Source organism: Vibrio sp. OPT46, from assembly GCF_015163535.1.
GTDB classification, from domain to species: Bacteria; Pseudomonadota; Gammaproteobacteria; order Enterobacterales; family Vibrionaceae; genus Vibrio; species Vibrio alginolyticus.
The window spans coordinates 38,515-52,060 of record NZ_JADDYG010000254.1; the positions used below are offsets into that span (position 1 = coordinate 38,515).

At 40.5% G+C, this 13,546-nt stretch carries 17 protein-coding genes and 2 pseudogenes; 15 read left to right on the plus strand and 4 right to left on the minus strand.

Annotation, left to right across the window (positions count from 1 at the left end; translation table 11 throughout):
- The 4 genes from IQR33_RS11660 to IQR33_RS11685 form a co-directional block, all read left to right on the plus strand.
- The coding region (locus IQR33_RS11660) for a hypothetical protein (protein WP_193843710.1) at window positions 1-212 on the plus strand (212 nt) is incomplete at its 5' end.
- A 330-nt stretch (window positions 213-542) separates the two neighbouring features.
- A complete protein-coding gene (locus IQR33_RS11665) occupies window positions 543-1,238 on the plus strand; it encodes a DUF5677 domain-containing protein (protein ID WP_193838000.1) in 696 nt (231 codons plus the stop codon).
- 145 nt (window positions 1,239-1,383) lie between these two features.
- Entirely contained in the window at window positions 1,384-2,373 is a 990-nt protein-coding gene (locus IQR33_RS11675; RefSeq protein ID WP_105068981.1) for a ParA family protein, read from the plus strand.
- 154 nt (window positions 2,374-2,527) lie between these two features.
- Window positions 2,528-2,830: a hypothetical protein gene (locus tag IQR33_RS11685; protein WP_193837999.1), complete on the plus strand. Its 303-nt coding sequence runs from the start codon at window positions 2,528-2,530 to the stop codon at window positions 2,828-2,830.
- Window positions 2,831-2,852: 22 nt separating this feature from the next.
- Here IQR33_RS11685 and IQR33_RS11690 read toward each other — a convergent pair whose 3' ends face one another.
- Window positions 2,853-3,809 (minus strand): IS110 family transposase, encoded by a 957-nt coding sequence (locus IQR33_RS11690; RefSeq protein WP_193843711.1) that lies wholly within the window; start codon window positions 3,807-3,809, stop codon window positions 2,853-2,855.
- Between the two features lie 338 nt (window positions 3,810-4,147).
- Between IQR33_RS11690 and IQR33_RS11700 the strand changes: the two genes are divergently transcribed.
- The 6 genes from IQR33_RS11700 (at window position 4,148) to IQR33_RS32870 (ending at window position 9,070) form a co-directional block, all read left to right on the plus strand.
- Window positions 4,148-4,555: a hypothetical protein gene (locus tag IQR33_RS11700; RefSeq protein WP_193837857.1), complete on the plus strand. Its 408-nt coding sequence runs from the start codon at window positions 4,148-4,150 to the stop codon at window positions 4,553-4,555.
- 195 nt (window positions 4,556-4,750) lie between these two features.
- Entirely contained in the window at window positions 4,751-5,440 is a 690-nt protein-coding gene (locus IQR33_RS11710) for a hypothetical protein (protein WP_193837858.1), read from the plus strand.
- Between the two features lie 133 nt (window positions 5,441-5,573).
- Window positions 5,574-6,128 carry a hypothetical protein gene (locus IQR33_RS11715; RefSeq protein ID WP_025769045.1) on the plus strand — a complete coding sequence of 185 codons (555 nt, stop codon included), beginning with the start codon at window positions 5,574-5,576 and terminating at the stop codon, window positions 6,126-6,128.
- 242 nt (window positions 6,129-6,370) lie between these two features.
- Window positions 6,371-7,189: a HipA family kinase gene (locus IQR33_RS11720; RefSeq protein ID WP_152815992.1), complete on the plus strand. Its 819-nt coding sequence runs from the start codon at window positions 6,371-6,373 to the stop codon at window positions 7,187-7,189.
- Window positions 7,190-8,053 carry a hypothetical protein gene (locus tag IQR33_RS11725; RefSeq protein WP_193837859.1) on the plus strand — a complete coding sequence of 288 codons (864 nt, stop codon included), beginning with the start codon at window positions 7,190-7,192 and terminating at the stop codon, window positions 8,051-8,053.
- A 156-nt stretch (window positions 8,054-8,209) separates the two neighbouring features.
- A complete protein-coding gene (locus IQR33_RS32870) occupies window positions 8,210-9,070 on the plus strand; it encodes a hypothetical protein (RefSeq protein ID WP_228010113.1) in 861 nt (286 codons plus the stop codon).
- A gap of 127 nt (window positions 9,071-9,197) precedes the next feature.
- On the opposite strand, the pseudogene IQR33_RS11740 reads toward IQR33_RS32870, so the two are convergent.
- A pseudogene (locus IQR33_RS11740) lies at window positions 9,198-10,397 on the minus strand (IS4 family transposase).
- A gap of 167 nt (window positions 10,398-10,564) precedes the next feature.
- On the opposite strand from IQR33_RS11740, the gene IQR33_RS11745 reads away from it, so the two are divergent.
- From IQR33_RS11745 to IQR33_RS11770, 5 genes are all read left to right on the plus strand, one after another.
- The gene (locus IQR33_RS11745) at window positions 10,565-11,251 is read left to right on the plus strand and encodes a hypothetical protein (RefSeq protein ID WP_193837860.1); all 687 of its coding nucleotides are present in this window, start codon (window positions 10,565-10,567) and stop codon (window positions 11,249-11,251) included.
- A gap of 241 nt (window positions 11,252-11,492) precedes the next feature.
- Window positions 11,493-11,750, plus strand: a complete 258-nt coding sequence (locus IQR33_RS11755) for a type II toxin-antitoxin system Phd/YefM family antitoxin (protein WP_193837862.1) — start codon at window positions 11,493-11,495, stop codon at window positions 11,748-11,750.
- A complete protein-coding gene (locus IQR33_RS11760; protein WP_193837863.1) occupies window positions 11,738-12,040 on the plus strand; it encodes a type II toxin-antitoxin system RelE/ParE family toxin in 303 nt (100 codons plus the stop codon). The genes IQR33_RS11755 and IQR33_RS11760 overlap by 13 nt, the downstream gene beginning before the upstream one ends.
- Before the next feature lie 189 nt (window positions 12,041-12,229).
- Window positions 12,230-12,484 carry a type II toxin-antitoxin system Phd/YefM family antitoxin gene (locus IQR33_RS11765; RefSeq protein WP_053397282.1) on the plus strand — a complete coding sequence of 85 codons (255 nt, stop codon included), beginning with the start codon at window positions 12,230-12,232 and terminating at the stop codon, window positions 12,482-12,484.
- Window positions 12,477-12,746: a Txe/YoeB family addiction module toxin gene (locus IQR33_RS11770; RefSeq protein ID WP_193837864.1), complete on the plus strand. Its 270-nt coding sequence runs from the start codon at window positions 12,477-12,479 to the stop codon at window positions 12,744-12,746. Before IQR33_RS11765 ends, IQR33_RS11770 begins: the two co-directional genes overlap by 8 nt.
- Window positions 12,747-12,904: 158 nt before the next feature.
- Here the strand turns inward: IQR33_RS11770 and IQR33_RS11775 are convergent.
- Together IQR33_RS11775 and IQR33_RS11780 are read right to left on the minus strand one after the other, a co-directional pair.
- Window positions 12,905-13,182: pseudogene (locus tag IQR33_RS11775) on the minus strand (type II toxin-antitoxin system RelE/ParE family toxin).
- A complete protein-coding gene (locus IQR33_RS11780; protein WP_193837866.1) occupies window positions 13,179-13,463 on the minus strand; it encodes a type II toxin-antitoxin system RelB/DinJ family antitoxin in 285 nt (94 codons plus the stop codon). The pseudogene IQR33_RS11775 and the gene IQR33_RS11780 overlap by 4 nt, the downstream one beginning before the upstream one ends.
- Window positions 13,464-13,546 lie beyond the last annotated feature (83 nt).

Here is a 13,546-nt window from a genome sequence, read left to right on the forward strand (position 1 = left end):
ACTCTATGACGCAAGCTTGGCTATTTAACCTGTACGGCAATGGCACGATCACCATTCCAGAGGAAGCTATGGTTAACTTTGAGGTAAGGAGTCATTTTGGCGAACTGCATCGCTTTTCTATGGAATATAACGAGCTGACTTACTGGAACGACTTGATTGATAGCAAGATGGCCCAAGAGCTTGCAGAGTTTCTTGAGTTACCAATGGTGTGAGTAGAATAAAGTTTCGTTACTAAGTAATAAGGACTCATAACGATTAGAATATCACACCAAAAAGGCAGCGTTCATGTCGATACGCTGCCTTTTCCAAAACATTTATGCTCTATTGTTGGTTAACACTAGAGCTAATTAACTTCATTTAGATAAGAGTTTTCCTTACCTATATAGCTATCCGTTATTTTGCAATCTAATACCCAGCGCCTCTCATTAACCTATTGATTAACAATTGAACTGTAATTGGAAAGATTGCATGATAGGAGTATGAAAGACAGCTAAAACCCGTATAGAAAGCGTTAGGTAAATAATATAAGTAGGAGCGGACTTGTGGTAGAACGTATTAGAGACAGAGTTGAAATAAAAACTGAAAAAGACGTAGTAAAAAACATCGAAAAAATAGGGAAGAATTACAAAAGAGTTATCGCTTGGACTCAAGGTTCGTGTAATTTAGACCTTACTCTCGAAAATGAAATGTTGAAAAACTTGCTATTGTCTAACGAAAGTTACATTAAATATATAGCTAATGGGGCTTATAAAGATATCCAACTTTTGGCTTTAGGTGTTCGTTCGGTATTGGAGAACCTTGCTAGAGCTAGATTTATTATGCAAAGTGACAAAAACTTAAATCGATGGGTGTCGGAAGCTCTTATGGATCAGAAAGCGTTAGTACAAGCTTTTCAATCTATCGGTAACGAGACCTCTGAGGAATACAAACACCTTGAAGATGAGCTGAAAAGGTTAGATGGTTTATATGAAAAGTATGAGCTTCCAGTAGTAAAGCAGCCACAACAAATCAAAGCGATGACGGAAGCTGTTCAATTGGTTGATGACTACGATAGCGTGTTCAAATTGACTTCTAAGTTAATACATCCTTCATCTTTGTTTATAAATAGCAGATCAAGTATGGATAGTTTTGAATACCATAATATTTTAGTAATTTGTGGGCAGCTTTATCTATGGTCTTTGTTGCATGAAATCTGTGAAAAATTAACAGTTCCAGAGTCAGTGAAAAAATTTACCTAACAAACTGTTTAAGAGTGATTCGCAACGCGTGGCATTTTTACTATGCGTTGCGTTTAGTGTTTAAGGTAGTATGCGGCGGCATCGGTATTGCATTGCTCACACCTTAACAGGGCGTTATACGGTTAGGTTAATTATTGAGGAAAAGATGAAAATAATAAGTATTTTTAATAACAAAGGTGGAGTAGGTAAAACTACTTACATGTACCATATTGCTCACTTGCTAGAGAGGGCTGGTAAAAAAGTTTTAGTAGTTGATCTAGATAGTCAATGTAACTTGTCAGCTTACTCTTTGTCAGACACCGAACTTGAGAGAAGTTGGAGATCTGACCGAGGCAATAGTATCTGGAATGCAATTGAACGAGTTTATGAGGGTTTGGGTGATATTAGACAAAGAAGACCATCTTTGTTAAGTGAAAATTATCCTAATTTATATATCGTTCCCGGTGATGTATTGCTTAGTAACTACGAAGATTCCCTTGGTGACTCTTGGAGTAGTGCGAAAGGTGGCAGCGCTCCAGCTTTACGTATTCAATCAGCGATATACCGATATATTAAATGGGCAGCAGAACAGGTCGAGGCGGATGTTGTGATGCTCGATTTGGGTCCTAATCTAGGCGCGCTTAATAGGTCTGTTTTGGCTGCGAGTGACTACTTTATAGCTCCAATGTCTCCAGACTTATTTTCGATTCGAGGTACGAAAAACTTGGGGGCTAAATTAGAGGTTTGGCGTAGAGAGTGGGATCAGTGCAATAGTGCTGCCGCAGGTACCATTGACTTACCTCAAGGCAAGCCGACATTCCTGGGGTATGTGATGCAACAACACAATATTCGTCAGAATACCAACGGAATGACCAGAGGTTGGGCAATCTTTGGTGATCAAGTTCAGACAGCTGTACAGCAAAACATAATCGACGTTTTAGCTCCTTTGGGACAAGTACATGACTGGGGTGATGGGAACTGGAATATTGGACAAATTCCTAACCTTCATAGCTTAATCCCTTATTCGTTGGATGCTAAAAAACCAGTATTTGACTGTACATCACGTGATGGTCTAAATGGAGCCCATATAACGAGAGCAAGAGATTCTGCTAGTCATTTCGATCCGATAGTTCAAAAGCTTCTTAGCGTGCTATAACCGTATAACAAACTGTTTAAGAGTGATTCGCAACGCGTGGCATTTTTACTATGCGTTGCGTTTAGTGTTTAAGGTGGTATGCGGTGACTTCGGTATTGCGTTGCTCACACCTTAACAGGGCGTTATACGTTTTTGGGAAATCAGAGGTAAGTAAATGTCGGAAGAAGCGATTCAACTTGCAATGAACCTACTCGAAACAGATGAAAATTATTTAGAAAACGTAATTGCATTATCGCGTATTGGAAACGAAATGTATGGGCAATGTTGGGACACTAATTACCACGTATTTGCTCTCATAGCATCGGAAACGGATCATTTACCACTTAATCATGTTCGGTTGAATTGCTCAGAGGAGTTTCTTGCAAAAGCCGATAAAGACCTGGTTGAAACGATTAAGTTCTATCGTTCCGACGTTGTTAGTGCTTGCAATAAGATCATCAGAAATATAAACGTATAACAAGAGACTATGGCGTCAATAGTTAATTTTTGAGGCTATCTGTATCCCACATAACACCATCTCTTAGCATTGAATTTAAGATAACAACCATCTTTCTCATGCAGGCAACAATGGCAACTTTTTTCGGTTTTCCTGCCGTAAGTAGTCGTTCATAAGTTGCTCTGAAAACAGGGTTGCATTGGATAGCCGACATCATCGCCATGTACATAACGGTCCTAACTTGAGTCCGCCCTCCTTGTATCAGCCGCTTACCTTTAAAGCGGCCACTTTCTCTTGTTATCGGTGCGACACCAATGAGAGAAGAAGCTTGTTTGTTAGTGATAAAGCCCAACTCGGGTACATTACTAATTAGGGATGCCGCAAGGACTTTACCAACACCAGGCATGCTTTGGAGAATAGTATTTTTGGCTTGATACTCAGGACAACTCTCAATCAGTTTCGCTATCTTTGCTTCTACTTTTTCAATCTGATTTTTCAGGGCGGTAAGGATAGGGGTAATCGTAGACGAGATATTCTTAGGTAATATTTGTAGTCGGTTTCTTTCCATGGTTTGCATGGTGAGTAGCTGGTTACGCCTTGTGACTAAGTCACTCATAAGACGTATGTTTTCGCTTTTTAGTTTGGTCAGTTCTGGCTGAACACGTTCGGCATAATGTGCGATGAGAGCGGCATCTAAACGGTCGTTCTTAGCTCGTTGACCAATGGCACCAGCAAACCTTTTAATACGTAGTGGGTTGGCAATAACATAAGGTAATTTGGCTTTGTCACAGGCGTGTATAAAAGGCATTTCTAATCGACCTGTAGCTTCGATGACGACACGTTGAGGTTTGTGTTTCTTAATGGTTTTTATGGCATCGCTGATGCCTTTTTCGGTGTTCGGGACAGTGAAGTAAATATCGAGTGGTCGGATGTAGATGTCTAATTGTGACTTACCAGTATCAACGCCGACATTAATGTTTTGAAGTGTGTTTGTATTCATAATAAGCTAACTCTTGCTTGCAAATGAGGGCTCGAGACCCAGAAGACTATTCGAGTGTGGTGCTTGGAGTTCTATCTGGCGTTCGTACTTGTTACCGGTCTCTCAATTGAGGAGCCATCGTTCAATCGAACTACCAGATAGAAGAACTTTAGTTGCAGCTAAAGCCTGGGTCTCACCTTACCCGATTGGAGTACTTATTATCCATACAAGCGTTTAAGAGTGATTCGTAACGCGTGGCATTTTTGCTTTGCGGTAACTTCAGTGTTTAAGGCGCAATGCCGAAACTTCGGTATTGCGTTACTCACACCTTAACGCGGCGTTAGCTGTTTGAGGAAAAAATGAGAAAATTCGATAAGCCGCTATTCTGGCTGTATATAAAAACAAGAGACTCATTGTTGTCATCTTTTAAGGGCTTTCTGGGAATGCTTTTAGTGTTGATCGGGGCAGCAGTAGTTTTAGGTAATGAATCCCCTGAGAATGTCTGGATTTCGGTGGGAATCATTTTATTAGTATCTAGTCTTCCAGTCTCAATGGGCTTGATGATGGTAAAGTTCAAATTTAAGAGCTTTGCTGGGTCAATACCTACAGCAGAACTAGCGTACTTCTTACAGCACGTTGAAGGTGCAAACTTAGATAAAGCTGTGAGAGGTTTATTTTCGTTATACCTATCTTTTATGATTTACCTTTGGTTTACGATGGTAGCTATCGCAGCTCTTGGTATGTTGGGAGCAAAGCTCGTGTTGTAAAACACAGCTAACAAACTGCTCAAGAGGGATTCGCAACGCGTGGCATTTTTACTATGCGTTGAATTTAGTGATTAAGGTGGTTTGCGGTGGCTTAGGTATTGCGTTGCTCACCCCTTAGCAGGGCGTTATATCTTTCTACAGTCCGATAGCTGTATTAAAATAGCTAAATTCCCCAATTAGCTTATAGGAAACAAAATGATAGATTGGCTCAATGAGAATGTCGGAGCAGATGCGGCAACATATATAGGAACCTTTGTTGGTATTATTGGGCTTTTTTGGGGTGGGTCGAAAGTTATTAATCTCAAGTTCAATAATCAAGTTAATAAAATTGATAACAGTAAGAATCATGATCAGACTTTGAATGTTGGCTCAGGGAATGGGTTTCAATCTGGTGGAGATATGAATGTAACGATTGGCAGCATTAACTCATCTGAGCATGAGGAAGAACAAGCAAAAAAGTCACATGATCTTCGTATTATAGAAAAAATCGTTGAACTGCTGCCTTACGAAGATACGTTACACCATGTAGATCTTTCATACATCTCCGGTATGCCATATGAATTTGCTAGATCTCTTGATAGAGCAGAAGACTTCAATGGACCAAAGTACAAGATTTACAATCCAAAAGTGGAAGCAGCCAAGGAAGAGTTCCTAAATGCTGTGTATAGCTTTAATGAAATCTGTATTTCGTTTTTGTCAGTCGACCATCCGCAACGTAAGCCTTTGATGGTTGTCCCTCCATTTGACTGGAGAAATGGACCTTCAGAAGCCCGTTACAGAGAATTGCAATCAAGCCTAAGTGATCATGCCACGATGCTAATCAACAAGTACAAATTATTTGTGGAAGTGTATAAGTCAGAAGGGTTCATTAGCGACAAGATATAACAAACAATTTAAGAGTGATTCACCACGCTTAGCATTTTTGGTTTGGGTTTAGTCCAGTGTTTACGGCGTCCAAACTGAGTTGTGTGGTAGCGTGGTTCACACCTTAATTGGGCGTTAGGCTTCTGGAGGATTAATGAATTCCATTACTGTTGATACATGTGTGTGGGTAAGACTTATTGATGGAAAAGATGAAGAAGAAATTTTCCAGTTACTAGAACACTGTAAAAAAAATAAAATACAGATTTATAGCTCTTCTCGAGTTTTCAGTTTTGACACTACAAAAATGGACAACGAGCAAAAGAGCAATATTCGAAAGCTGATGGATGAATATGGAGTAGTATTAGACCAGGCTGAATTTAGACTAAACGCTTCGTTATTGGGTTCAGTTCATGATGAAACACCTAGAGAGGGTTTGGGAAGTATTCATACATCTTTGTTAGAAGATAAGTTTATCGGTGTGTTTGGGCCAGACCCCAAAACACTTAATCCAAGGCAAACGGGCAAGAATCTATCAAATTGGATAGGTGACTATGACTCACTCAAACATCATTACTTGAATCACAGAGGGCTATATGTGACCTACGATACAAAAATATATATGGCTCAAGATATGCGAGATAAAGCCCAAAATGAACTCGACTTGACAATAGTAGATCCAAGTATTGCGCGAGAACAGTTAAAAGCCTAACAAACTGTTTAAGAGTGATTCGCAACGCGTGGCATTTTCACTATGCGTTGGTTTAAGTGATTAGGGTGGTATGCGGCGGCTTCGGTATTGCGTTGCTCACCCCTTAACAGGGCGTTATGTTTATTGTCAGGTCTACCTCAATCATCTAATACGAAACAATATGCAACCAAATAGGTAAGTGTTAGAATCCGGCTAGTTTGTATGGCTCAGGCAGCTATATAAGTATAAAAAAGGAAAATAAAATGAGCGATATCGTACAGATTTTATCGTTTGATAAATATATAGCTCCTCTGGAGCATACGTCTGATGGTCGAATGGCAGCAACACACCTGGCTAGTGTTAAGTGGATAGATAACAAAGCTGGTCGTTTCTATGTAAAAGTTTATCCCAAATGTCATCCTCGTGGCTTAATCAACGAAATTACTGGTTACCTAGTGGCGCACGCCTCTGGTATACCGCAACCTAAGAAAGTCGCCGTCATACAAATCCCTAAAGAAGTGATAGAAAATAATTTCAAAGGTGACTTTGAATGTTCTGGTGACTACTATTGGGGATGGGCTAGCGAAGAGTCTGGGACGACTCCCAATACATATCTGAAGATGGAAAATATGTTGGCGTTTAATCAATGCTTAGAGCAGTTAAAAAAGTGGAAGTCATTCCCTAATATGCTTGCGTTCGATGATTGGGTTGCAAATCAAGATAGGAACACAGGAAATATAACAGTCAAAGGATACAATGACTTTTACGTCATTGATCATGGCAATGTGCCTGTTTCGGAAAAGTGGACTAAAGAGCATTTAGTGGTGGAAAGTGTGTATGAGAATAAGCTACTTGACGGATTGTACCAAGATAACAACTACCCACTGCCTTTATCTGCATCCTTAATTGAGTCGAGTAAAGAGCACCCAGAGGCTTTTAGAAAAGCTCACCAAGAATTAATTAAATGGTGTGATGCACTACTCGATGAAGATTGCTCATCACACCTTCAGCATTTCCTTGAAGCTCGTGCGCATCTTAGCGTATCGAGGATTAAGGATAAAACGGGGCTACTGGTGGCTTAAATGAACAATCTTGAAAAGCTATTAGGACAAAATACTGAGAAAAGCCTAGTAAAAGGTGAGTGGTTTAATATCAGGTGGACACCTGACTTAGCTACTGGCGAGAAACTTAATATTGGTGTTGGATTTGTCGAAAATGGGCGAGTCCATAGCAGGCTGTTGAGCTATTTCGAAAGAGTAAAGTGCCTGTATGGTGAACGTGGTATTTATCATGCAGAGTTGGTGACTTCAATAGTCGGTGAAAGTTTACGTCAAAATAAAAAGTCATCACCGATCCCACAAATTGCATACGATAACTCTGGTTATGCTCAAGGTTTCTCTGTTGATGAGGTTTTAACCAGTCTGTTTGAACAGACTGTTCCTTTGCAGAAAAAAATCCGTGTTCCCGGTAATACAAAGCGTTTTAACTCCGTTAACACAGATAAACTGTATACCTGCTTGGTTGATGAGTTAAAAATAAAAGCTGCATTACAATTTGAAGAGTTTGTACCTGCTGATAGTTCAATTTTCATTGAGGATGACTTGGGGTCACATGAACTTTTCGTACCGTTTCGAGATAACAAAAACCTTGTTGGAGGGCTCGCTTCGACAGTCTATTCTAACGTTCAAAGAATTGAACTTAATCTACTGAAAGCGGCTAGAGATGTTGAATCGGCGGTTAAGTTAGGCAAGGGAAATAAAGCATCCGTCTTTATATTGATGCCTGGCGATGAAGTAGAAAAGTTAAACAAAGAACAAATAGTTTCAATTGAAAATACTCTTGATAAATTTGATTGGCATATGAATAAGCAAGGTATTTCCGTTGGTGGACACACCTCTGTTAGTGGCTTGGCGGACGAAATATGTTCTTGGGCTAACGTAGCATAAACATAACAAACTGTTTAAGAGTGATTCGCAACGCGTGGCATTTTTGCTATGCGTTGCGTTTAGTGTTTAAGGTGGTATGCGGTAGCTTCGGTATTGCGTTGCTCACACCTTAACAGGGCGTTAGATTGGATTAGTGACATTTGTGAGTACAATAAAATGATTATTCCAAATAAAGATTGGTGGCAAGAGGAGAGCAGTAAGCGAAGCTCTTTAAAATCATGCCCTTATGCAAATTCACATACTTGCCCTAGGTATTACGAAAGTGTTTTCTTGCTATCCCAAATCAATATGATTGCAGGGCTGACAAAAAACAAAAGTGATGAATTAGATCAGATGTGGGCAAATACCAGTTTTTCAGCGTTATGCGCTGAGGAAGTGCCATCAATTCGTAAAAATCAAAATGGTAGCTTGAGCTCTGTAAGTAATTTCTGTCCTGAAGTTTCCTTTAAGTACCTTGGTTATTATGCTGATTATATGTGCAAATACGTTGATGAAATTGATCAGGCTGTGGGTGAACGATGTGCCAATAGAGATAAATTAGCTGACGATTGGCGATATTCTTGGATGTCAGTTAGTGCAAAGTTCTATCTAGATTGTGAGGTTTACGAGCGGGTCAAGTATTACAACGAGGAGTTAGGGCAAAGTTATTTAAATCATCTTCACCCTAATATAGTTCAATTAGTTAGTCGAATGGATCGATGTTTAGATAACCAGGATCCTGCAGGAGCAGTTCATGCAGCTGCCAATATTCTAGAGACTATGGCAAAAGACATTACTAATAACCCTAAAGTCGCCAATCAAACACTAGGTGGCTTTTTTAGTCAGTTTAAAAAGTGCTCACAATTACCACAGCCATTAATGGATGCAGTATTAGATATATATAAAGTCAGAAATACTTTACCAACTGCGGGACATGGTAGTTTGGCTACACCGACATTGACTATGGTAGAGGCCATAAGTATCGCAGCTTTAACTAAAGCAATATTGGAAATTGAATATCGAGCTAAATCCATCTAACAATCTGCTTAAGAGTGATTCGCAACGCTTGGCATTTTTGCTATGCGTTGCTTTTAGTGTTTAAGTAGCTATGCGGTGGCTTTGGTATTGCGTTGCTCACACCTTAACAGGGCGCTGGCGGATCCCCTCATAATTCTCCCAACCCACAGGTATGCGTTAGGCGCTGATATTCCACCATTGCCCAGTGATATTGGGACTCTTGTATTCGGTACCTCCGATGACAACGTACTTCCTTACCAAGCCTAGGAATTGAGAGCACCCGACGATGCTTGATGGTGTTGGCTTGGAAGTCGTAATGCCAATTGGCCTGCATGGCGATTAAGCCATTCCACCACATGATGATTTCGGCCATCAATGCCATAAGCAATAAGATATCAATGCGTTTGGTGCAACGTGTTCGATTATGACGGAGCGCCAACCCGTAGGCTGGGCTTTTTAGATCTCGGAATGACTCTTCAATTTGCATTCTTTTGGCGTACAAACGGGTTACTCTAATGCTGTTAAGTACATGATTGGGGATGTTCGTGACCAGAAGCCAAGGCTCCTTTGCTCCTTTGTGGAACACTTTTCCTGCCGAGTGTTTTTGGCACGTTCGGCTGTGTCGATGGGCTTTTCTGCCTTTGGGATGACTCTTGTATAAGTAAGCAAAGCACTTAAGCGGTGAGCGTTTAGCCAGTTGGCTTTCCCCTAAAAACTGCGGCTTATGTGTTGCTTGAGGGTAAAACGCTTTATTCCATTGCCAAGAGTGTTCACCATATTTAATCGAGACTTCGCCACGTACACGTCCAAGCCAGAACCAACCTTTGTTGGCGACTTGCCGAAACCAAGTATTTCTAAAGCCTGCGTCGGAGACAATGATAGGTGTGCAACCTTCTGGGAGCAAAGACTGAAGCTTATCGAGAAAGTGTTGATGGCTCTTCGGTGAGTTATAGTTTTTGTACTCAAATGCCTGCTCATAAAGCGTGACGGCGCGTCCTTTAACAGATACCGAAGCGCGTAATGTCATATAGCGCAGTTGCTCTCGAACATCAGACCAATCAACCAGGACCACGGGAAAAGGATTAGCACGGGTAATAAAGGAGGCATGTCATTTATATATGGACTCTTTTTCACGGTGTAGATTGCGATTACCAAGTAGTCGGTCGATACGTTTGATGGCATGTTTCACGGTGGTATCAGTGTCGAGAGCTCTTCCAATTTTAGTGAGTGTTAGATCAGAGCCATCCAGAACCGCTTTGGTTGCAAGTATCAGAGATCTAAGTCGTTTTTTGTGAATTTCAGGGCATTGATTCTCAATCGTTTGCTGTAGAATTTGAATGTCGCGCATCGTTAGGGCTCCCTATTAAATCCATTTAATCAGGTGTGTTTTTGGCGAAATTCATTAGATCAGAATGAGCGATGTGCGTCTACTCATTGTTTTATATAGAAATTATGAGGGGATTCGTAAGAACAGGGCGTTATGTAACTGTGGAGTTTTGATAAAAAGGATATTGTATGAAGATGTATATTTCTCTGGTGTTAACATTACTCTTGATAGGCTGTCAGACAGTTAAATTGGGTTATGAGATGGAGAAGGATGTTGATGTCTCAAATGTTGTAAATAGCCATCTTTCCCCAGAAATATATGAGGTGATTCCATTTGGCTACGGGAGTTATGATGGTCCTTTTAAAGTGCTCGAAGACTACAGGTCTATTTGTGCCAATGCTGATGGATTAGTGAACTATACAACTAACTTAAGTGCTGGGAAGCTAAAAATACTTTGTACTTCCTCAAAGAGTAACCTTGCTCTGTTTTATGTTGTAGTACAAAACTCATTAGATTCAGATGAAAGTTATGATGCGGTATATATTGGTGTGAATGAGAGTCGCTATAGAAAAAATCTACTTTCCCTTGCAAACACGGAGGGTATTTATTCAAAAAAACAGTTATTCGAGATTCAAAGTAAGAAAAACCTCGACGAGTTAAAGGTTTACCAAAATTTATTTGCATACAAGAAAAAGCTAAGTGAAGAAACACGTGAGGATGTAAAGAAAGTTGGTGCGACGGTTTGCCATGTAGAGCTACAACTAAGTGGGAATGTTGAGCGATTTGTAAATAATAAAATCAAGGTTTCGATTTACGATAAACAATTTTGGGACTGGCCTGATAATTGGTATTTATGTGAGCAGTCAAATTTATAGAGTTGCTTAAGCCATCTTGTTTTATGTAGCAAGTGCATCGATACCGTTACATAACAATTGTTCAAGAGTGATTCGGCACGCGTGGCATTTTTACTATGCGTTGGGTTTAGTGATTAATGTGGTATGCGTAGGTTTCGGCATTGCGTGCCTCACACCTTAACAAGGCGTTAGCCGTCATGGAGCTTGCTATGCTCAAAGTGATAGAATAGTATCACTTTAGTATTCCTTTGGAGCCGCTCTCATGAAAGTAGAACTAGTTACATCGCTCAAACGTCAAGCAACTAAGATCCTCGCCGATCTCCACGACACCAAAGAACCAGTGTTAATTACTGAGCATGGTAAGCCATCTGCGTATCTAGTTGATGTTGATGACTACGAATTTATGCAAAATCGTTTAGCTATTCTTGAGGGTATTGCACGAGGTGAGCGTGCACTAGCTGATGGTAAAGCTGTAAGTCATGATGAAGCCAAGGACATAATGTCAAAATGGCTGAAGTAATCTGGACTGAACCAGCGTTATCTGACCTCAATGATATCGCTGAATACATCGCACTTGAAAATATCGTAGCTGCAAAGCAGTTAGTACAGACGATCTTCCCCAAAGTCGAACGCCTACAAACTTTCCCAGAGTCAGGTCGTATTCCACCCGAGATAGAACATTTAAGTTATCGTGAAGTTGTCGTTAATCCATGTCGTGTTTTCTATAAACAAGACGGTGAAAAAGTGTTTATTCTGTTTGTTATGCGTGCAGAGAGAGATTTGCGTAAGTTCTTGTTGGGTAAGCAATAGCCTTTGGGAATGAGCGGCTAACAAGCATTTAAGAGTGATTGCAGTTTCGCTTCTCTCAAGTATAGCCAAGCGTCGCTCACACCTTAATGCGGCGTTAGTTTCCTTATCAATATCTCATGTTCAATTTACTGTACAAGTAGAGTGGTGAAGACTATACTTGTTCCATTAAACGTACATGTGGAGGTTCTTATGAGAATCGTATCTTTTACTGAAGCTAGAAATAGTCTCAAAGCTGTTTTAGACGGTGTAGTTAATGATGCTGATACAACAGTTATTACACGCCGTGATTCTGAAGATGCAGTGGTTATGTCTTTAGACTACTACAATAGCCTTATGGAGACAGTTCACTTACTACGCTCTCCTCAAAACGCTGAACACCTAAATCGTTCGATTGCACAGTACCGTGCCGGTAAAACAACAGCACGAGAGTTAATTGATGAGTAGTAGTCAACGTTTACTGTCGTGGACTGATGACGCTTGGGATGACTACCTGTATTGGCAAACTCAAGACAAGAAAACACTCAAGCGCATCAATAAACTCATCAATGATGTTAAACGCTCTCCATTAGAGGGCATCGGCAAACCAGAGCCGTTAAAAGAGAACTTATCTGGTTTTTGGTCTCGCCGTATTGATGACACTAATAGGCTTGTTTACGCAGTCGATGATCAAGCGATAACGATAATTTCGTGTCGTTACCACTACTAAATCAGGTTTAGCTATCTGGCATCTAACAAACATTTAAGAGTGATTCGGCACGCTTTGCATTTTTGCTATGCGTTGGTTTTGTGATTAAGGTGGTTTCTTTGGCATCGGTATTGCGTTGCTCAAACCTTAACAGGGTGTTAGTTCCTCAGAGGAAGCAATCAATCCATAGGAAATTTTTGTTTCTGGTGGAGTACGCGCATGATTCGGATAATGTCGCCTTCGATCCAATAGGAGACGATCATCGAAATCTCAGGAATTATAAGTAATCGTCCACGAACACCGTCTCGCTGTACACCCATAAGAGACTGCTCTAGCAAGTTTTCTACCTTTGCTTCAATGGGGTTGTCAGTTTTTTCTGCCGCATCAGGGTTAAAGTCATAGATAAACTCAAAGATCTTTTCACGATCATTAAGTGACTCTCTTCCCATAAAATCACTGCTTACCTCGATTACGAATTCTGGCTTTGCGTTCTTCCATTCGAGATTGAGCATTTTGGTGCTCAACAAAAACGGATTTTCCTGAGTCAAACTTCTCAAATACTAGGTTTACTTGTTCAGTTAGCCACACATCGTGAGATAATGTTTTTCTTTGTCGTTCAGCGAGTTGCTCAGTAAGTTCACGGCAAGCATCACTTAGTGTGCGACCTTGGCTCTCAGCCATTTGTTGAGCTAGGCGTTTTGTTTCTTCATCAACACGAAATTGAATTCTAGTGTCCATGATGTATTCCTTTTTGGTGTGTGTACAAATGTTAGCGCTAGCCTTTACGATGGGCAACTAACTGTTCAAGAGGGATTCGCAAC

What these genes read in the sequence shown, in the direction of transcription:
- IQR33_RS11675 (WP_105068981.1), top strand. Translation starts at nt 1,384, where the DNA reads ATGAAAATAATAAGTATTTTTAATAACAAAGGTGGAGTAGGTAAAACT.
- IQR33_RS11685 (WP_193837999.1), top strand. Translation starts at nt 2,528, where the DNA reads ATGTCGGAAGAAGCGATTCAACTTGCAATGAACCTACTCGAAACAGAT.
- IQR33_RS11690 (WP_193843711.1), bottom strand. Translation starts at nt 3,809, where the DNA reads ATGAATACAAACACACTTCAAAACATTAATGTCGGCGTTGATACTGGT.
- IQR33_RS11700 (WP_193837857.1), top strand. Translation starts at nt 4,148, where the DNA reads ATGAGAAAATTCGATAAGCCGCTATTCTGGCTGTATATAAAAACAAGA.
- IQR33_RS11710 (WP_193837858.1), top strand. Translation starts at nt 4,751, where the DNA reads ATGATAGATTGGCTCAATGAGAATGTCGGAGCAGATGCGGCAACATAT.
- IQR33_RS11715 (WP_025769045.1), top strand. Translation starts at nt 5,574, where the DNA reads ATGAATTCCATTACTGTTGATACATGTGTGTGGGTAAGACTTATTGAT.
- IQR33_RS11720 (WP_152815992.1), top strand. Translation starts at nt 6,371, where the DNA reads ATGAGCGATATCGTACAGATTTTATCGTTTGATAAATATATAGCTCCT.
- IQR33_RS11725 (WP_193837859.1), top strand. Translation starts at nt 7,190, where the DNA reads ATGAACAATCTTGAAAAGCTATTAGGACAAAATACTGAGAAAAGCCTA.
- IQR33_RS32870 (WP_228010113.1), top strand. Translation starts at nt 8,210, where the DNA reads ATGATTATTCCAAATAAAGATTGGTGGCAAGAGGAGAGCAGTAAGCGA.
- IQR33_RS11745 (WP_193837860.1), top strand. Translation starts at nt 10,565, where the DNA reads ATGAAGATGTATATTTCTCTGGTGTTAACATTACTCTTGATAGGCTGT.
- IQR33_RS11755 (WP_193837862.1), top strand. Translation starts at nt 11,493, where the DNA reads ATGAAAGTAGAACTAGTTACATCGCTCAAACGTCAAGCAACTAAGATC.
- IQR33_RS11760 (WP_193837863.1), top strand. Translation starts at nt 11,738, where the DNA reads ATGGCTGAAGTAATCTGGACTGAACCAGCGTTATCTGACCTCAATGAT.
- IQR33_RS11765 (WP_053397282.1), top strand. Translation starts at nt 12,230, where the DNA reads ATGAGAATCGTATCTTTTACTGAAGCTAGAAATAGTCTCAAAGCTGTT.
- IQR33_RS11770 (WP_193837864.1), top strand. Translation starts at nt 12,477, where the DNA reads ATGAGTAGTAGTCAACGTTTACTGTCGTGGACTGATGACGCTTGGGAT.
- IQR33_RS11780 (WP_193837866.1), bottom strand. Translation starts at nt 13,463, where the DNA reads ATGGACACTAGAATTCAATTTCGTGTTGATGAAGAAACAAAACGCCTA.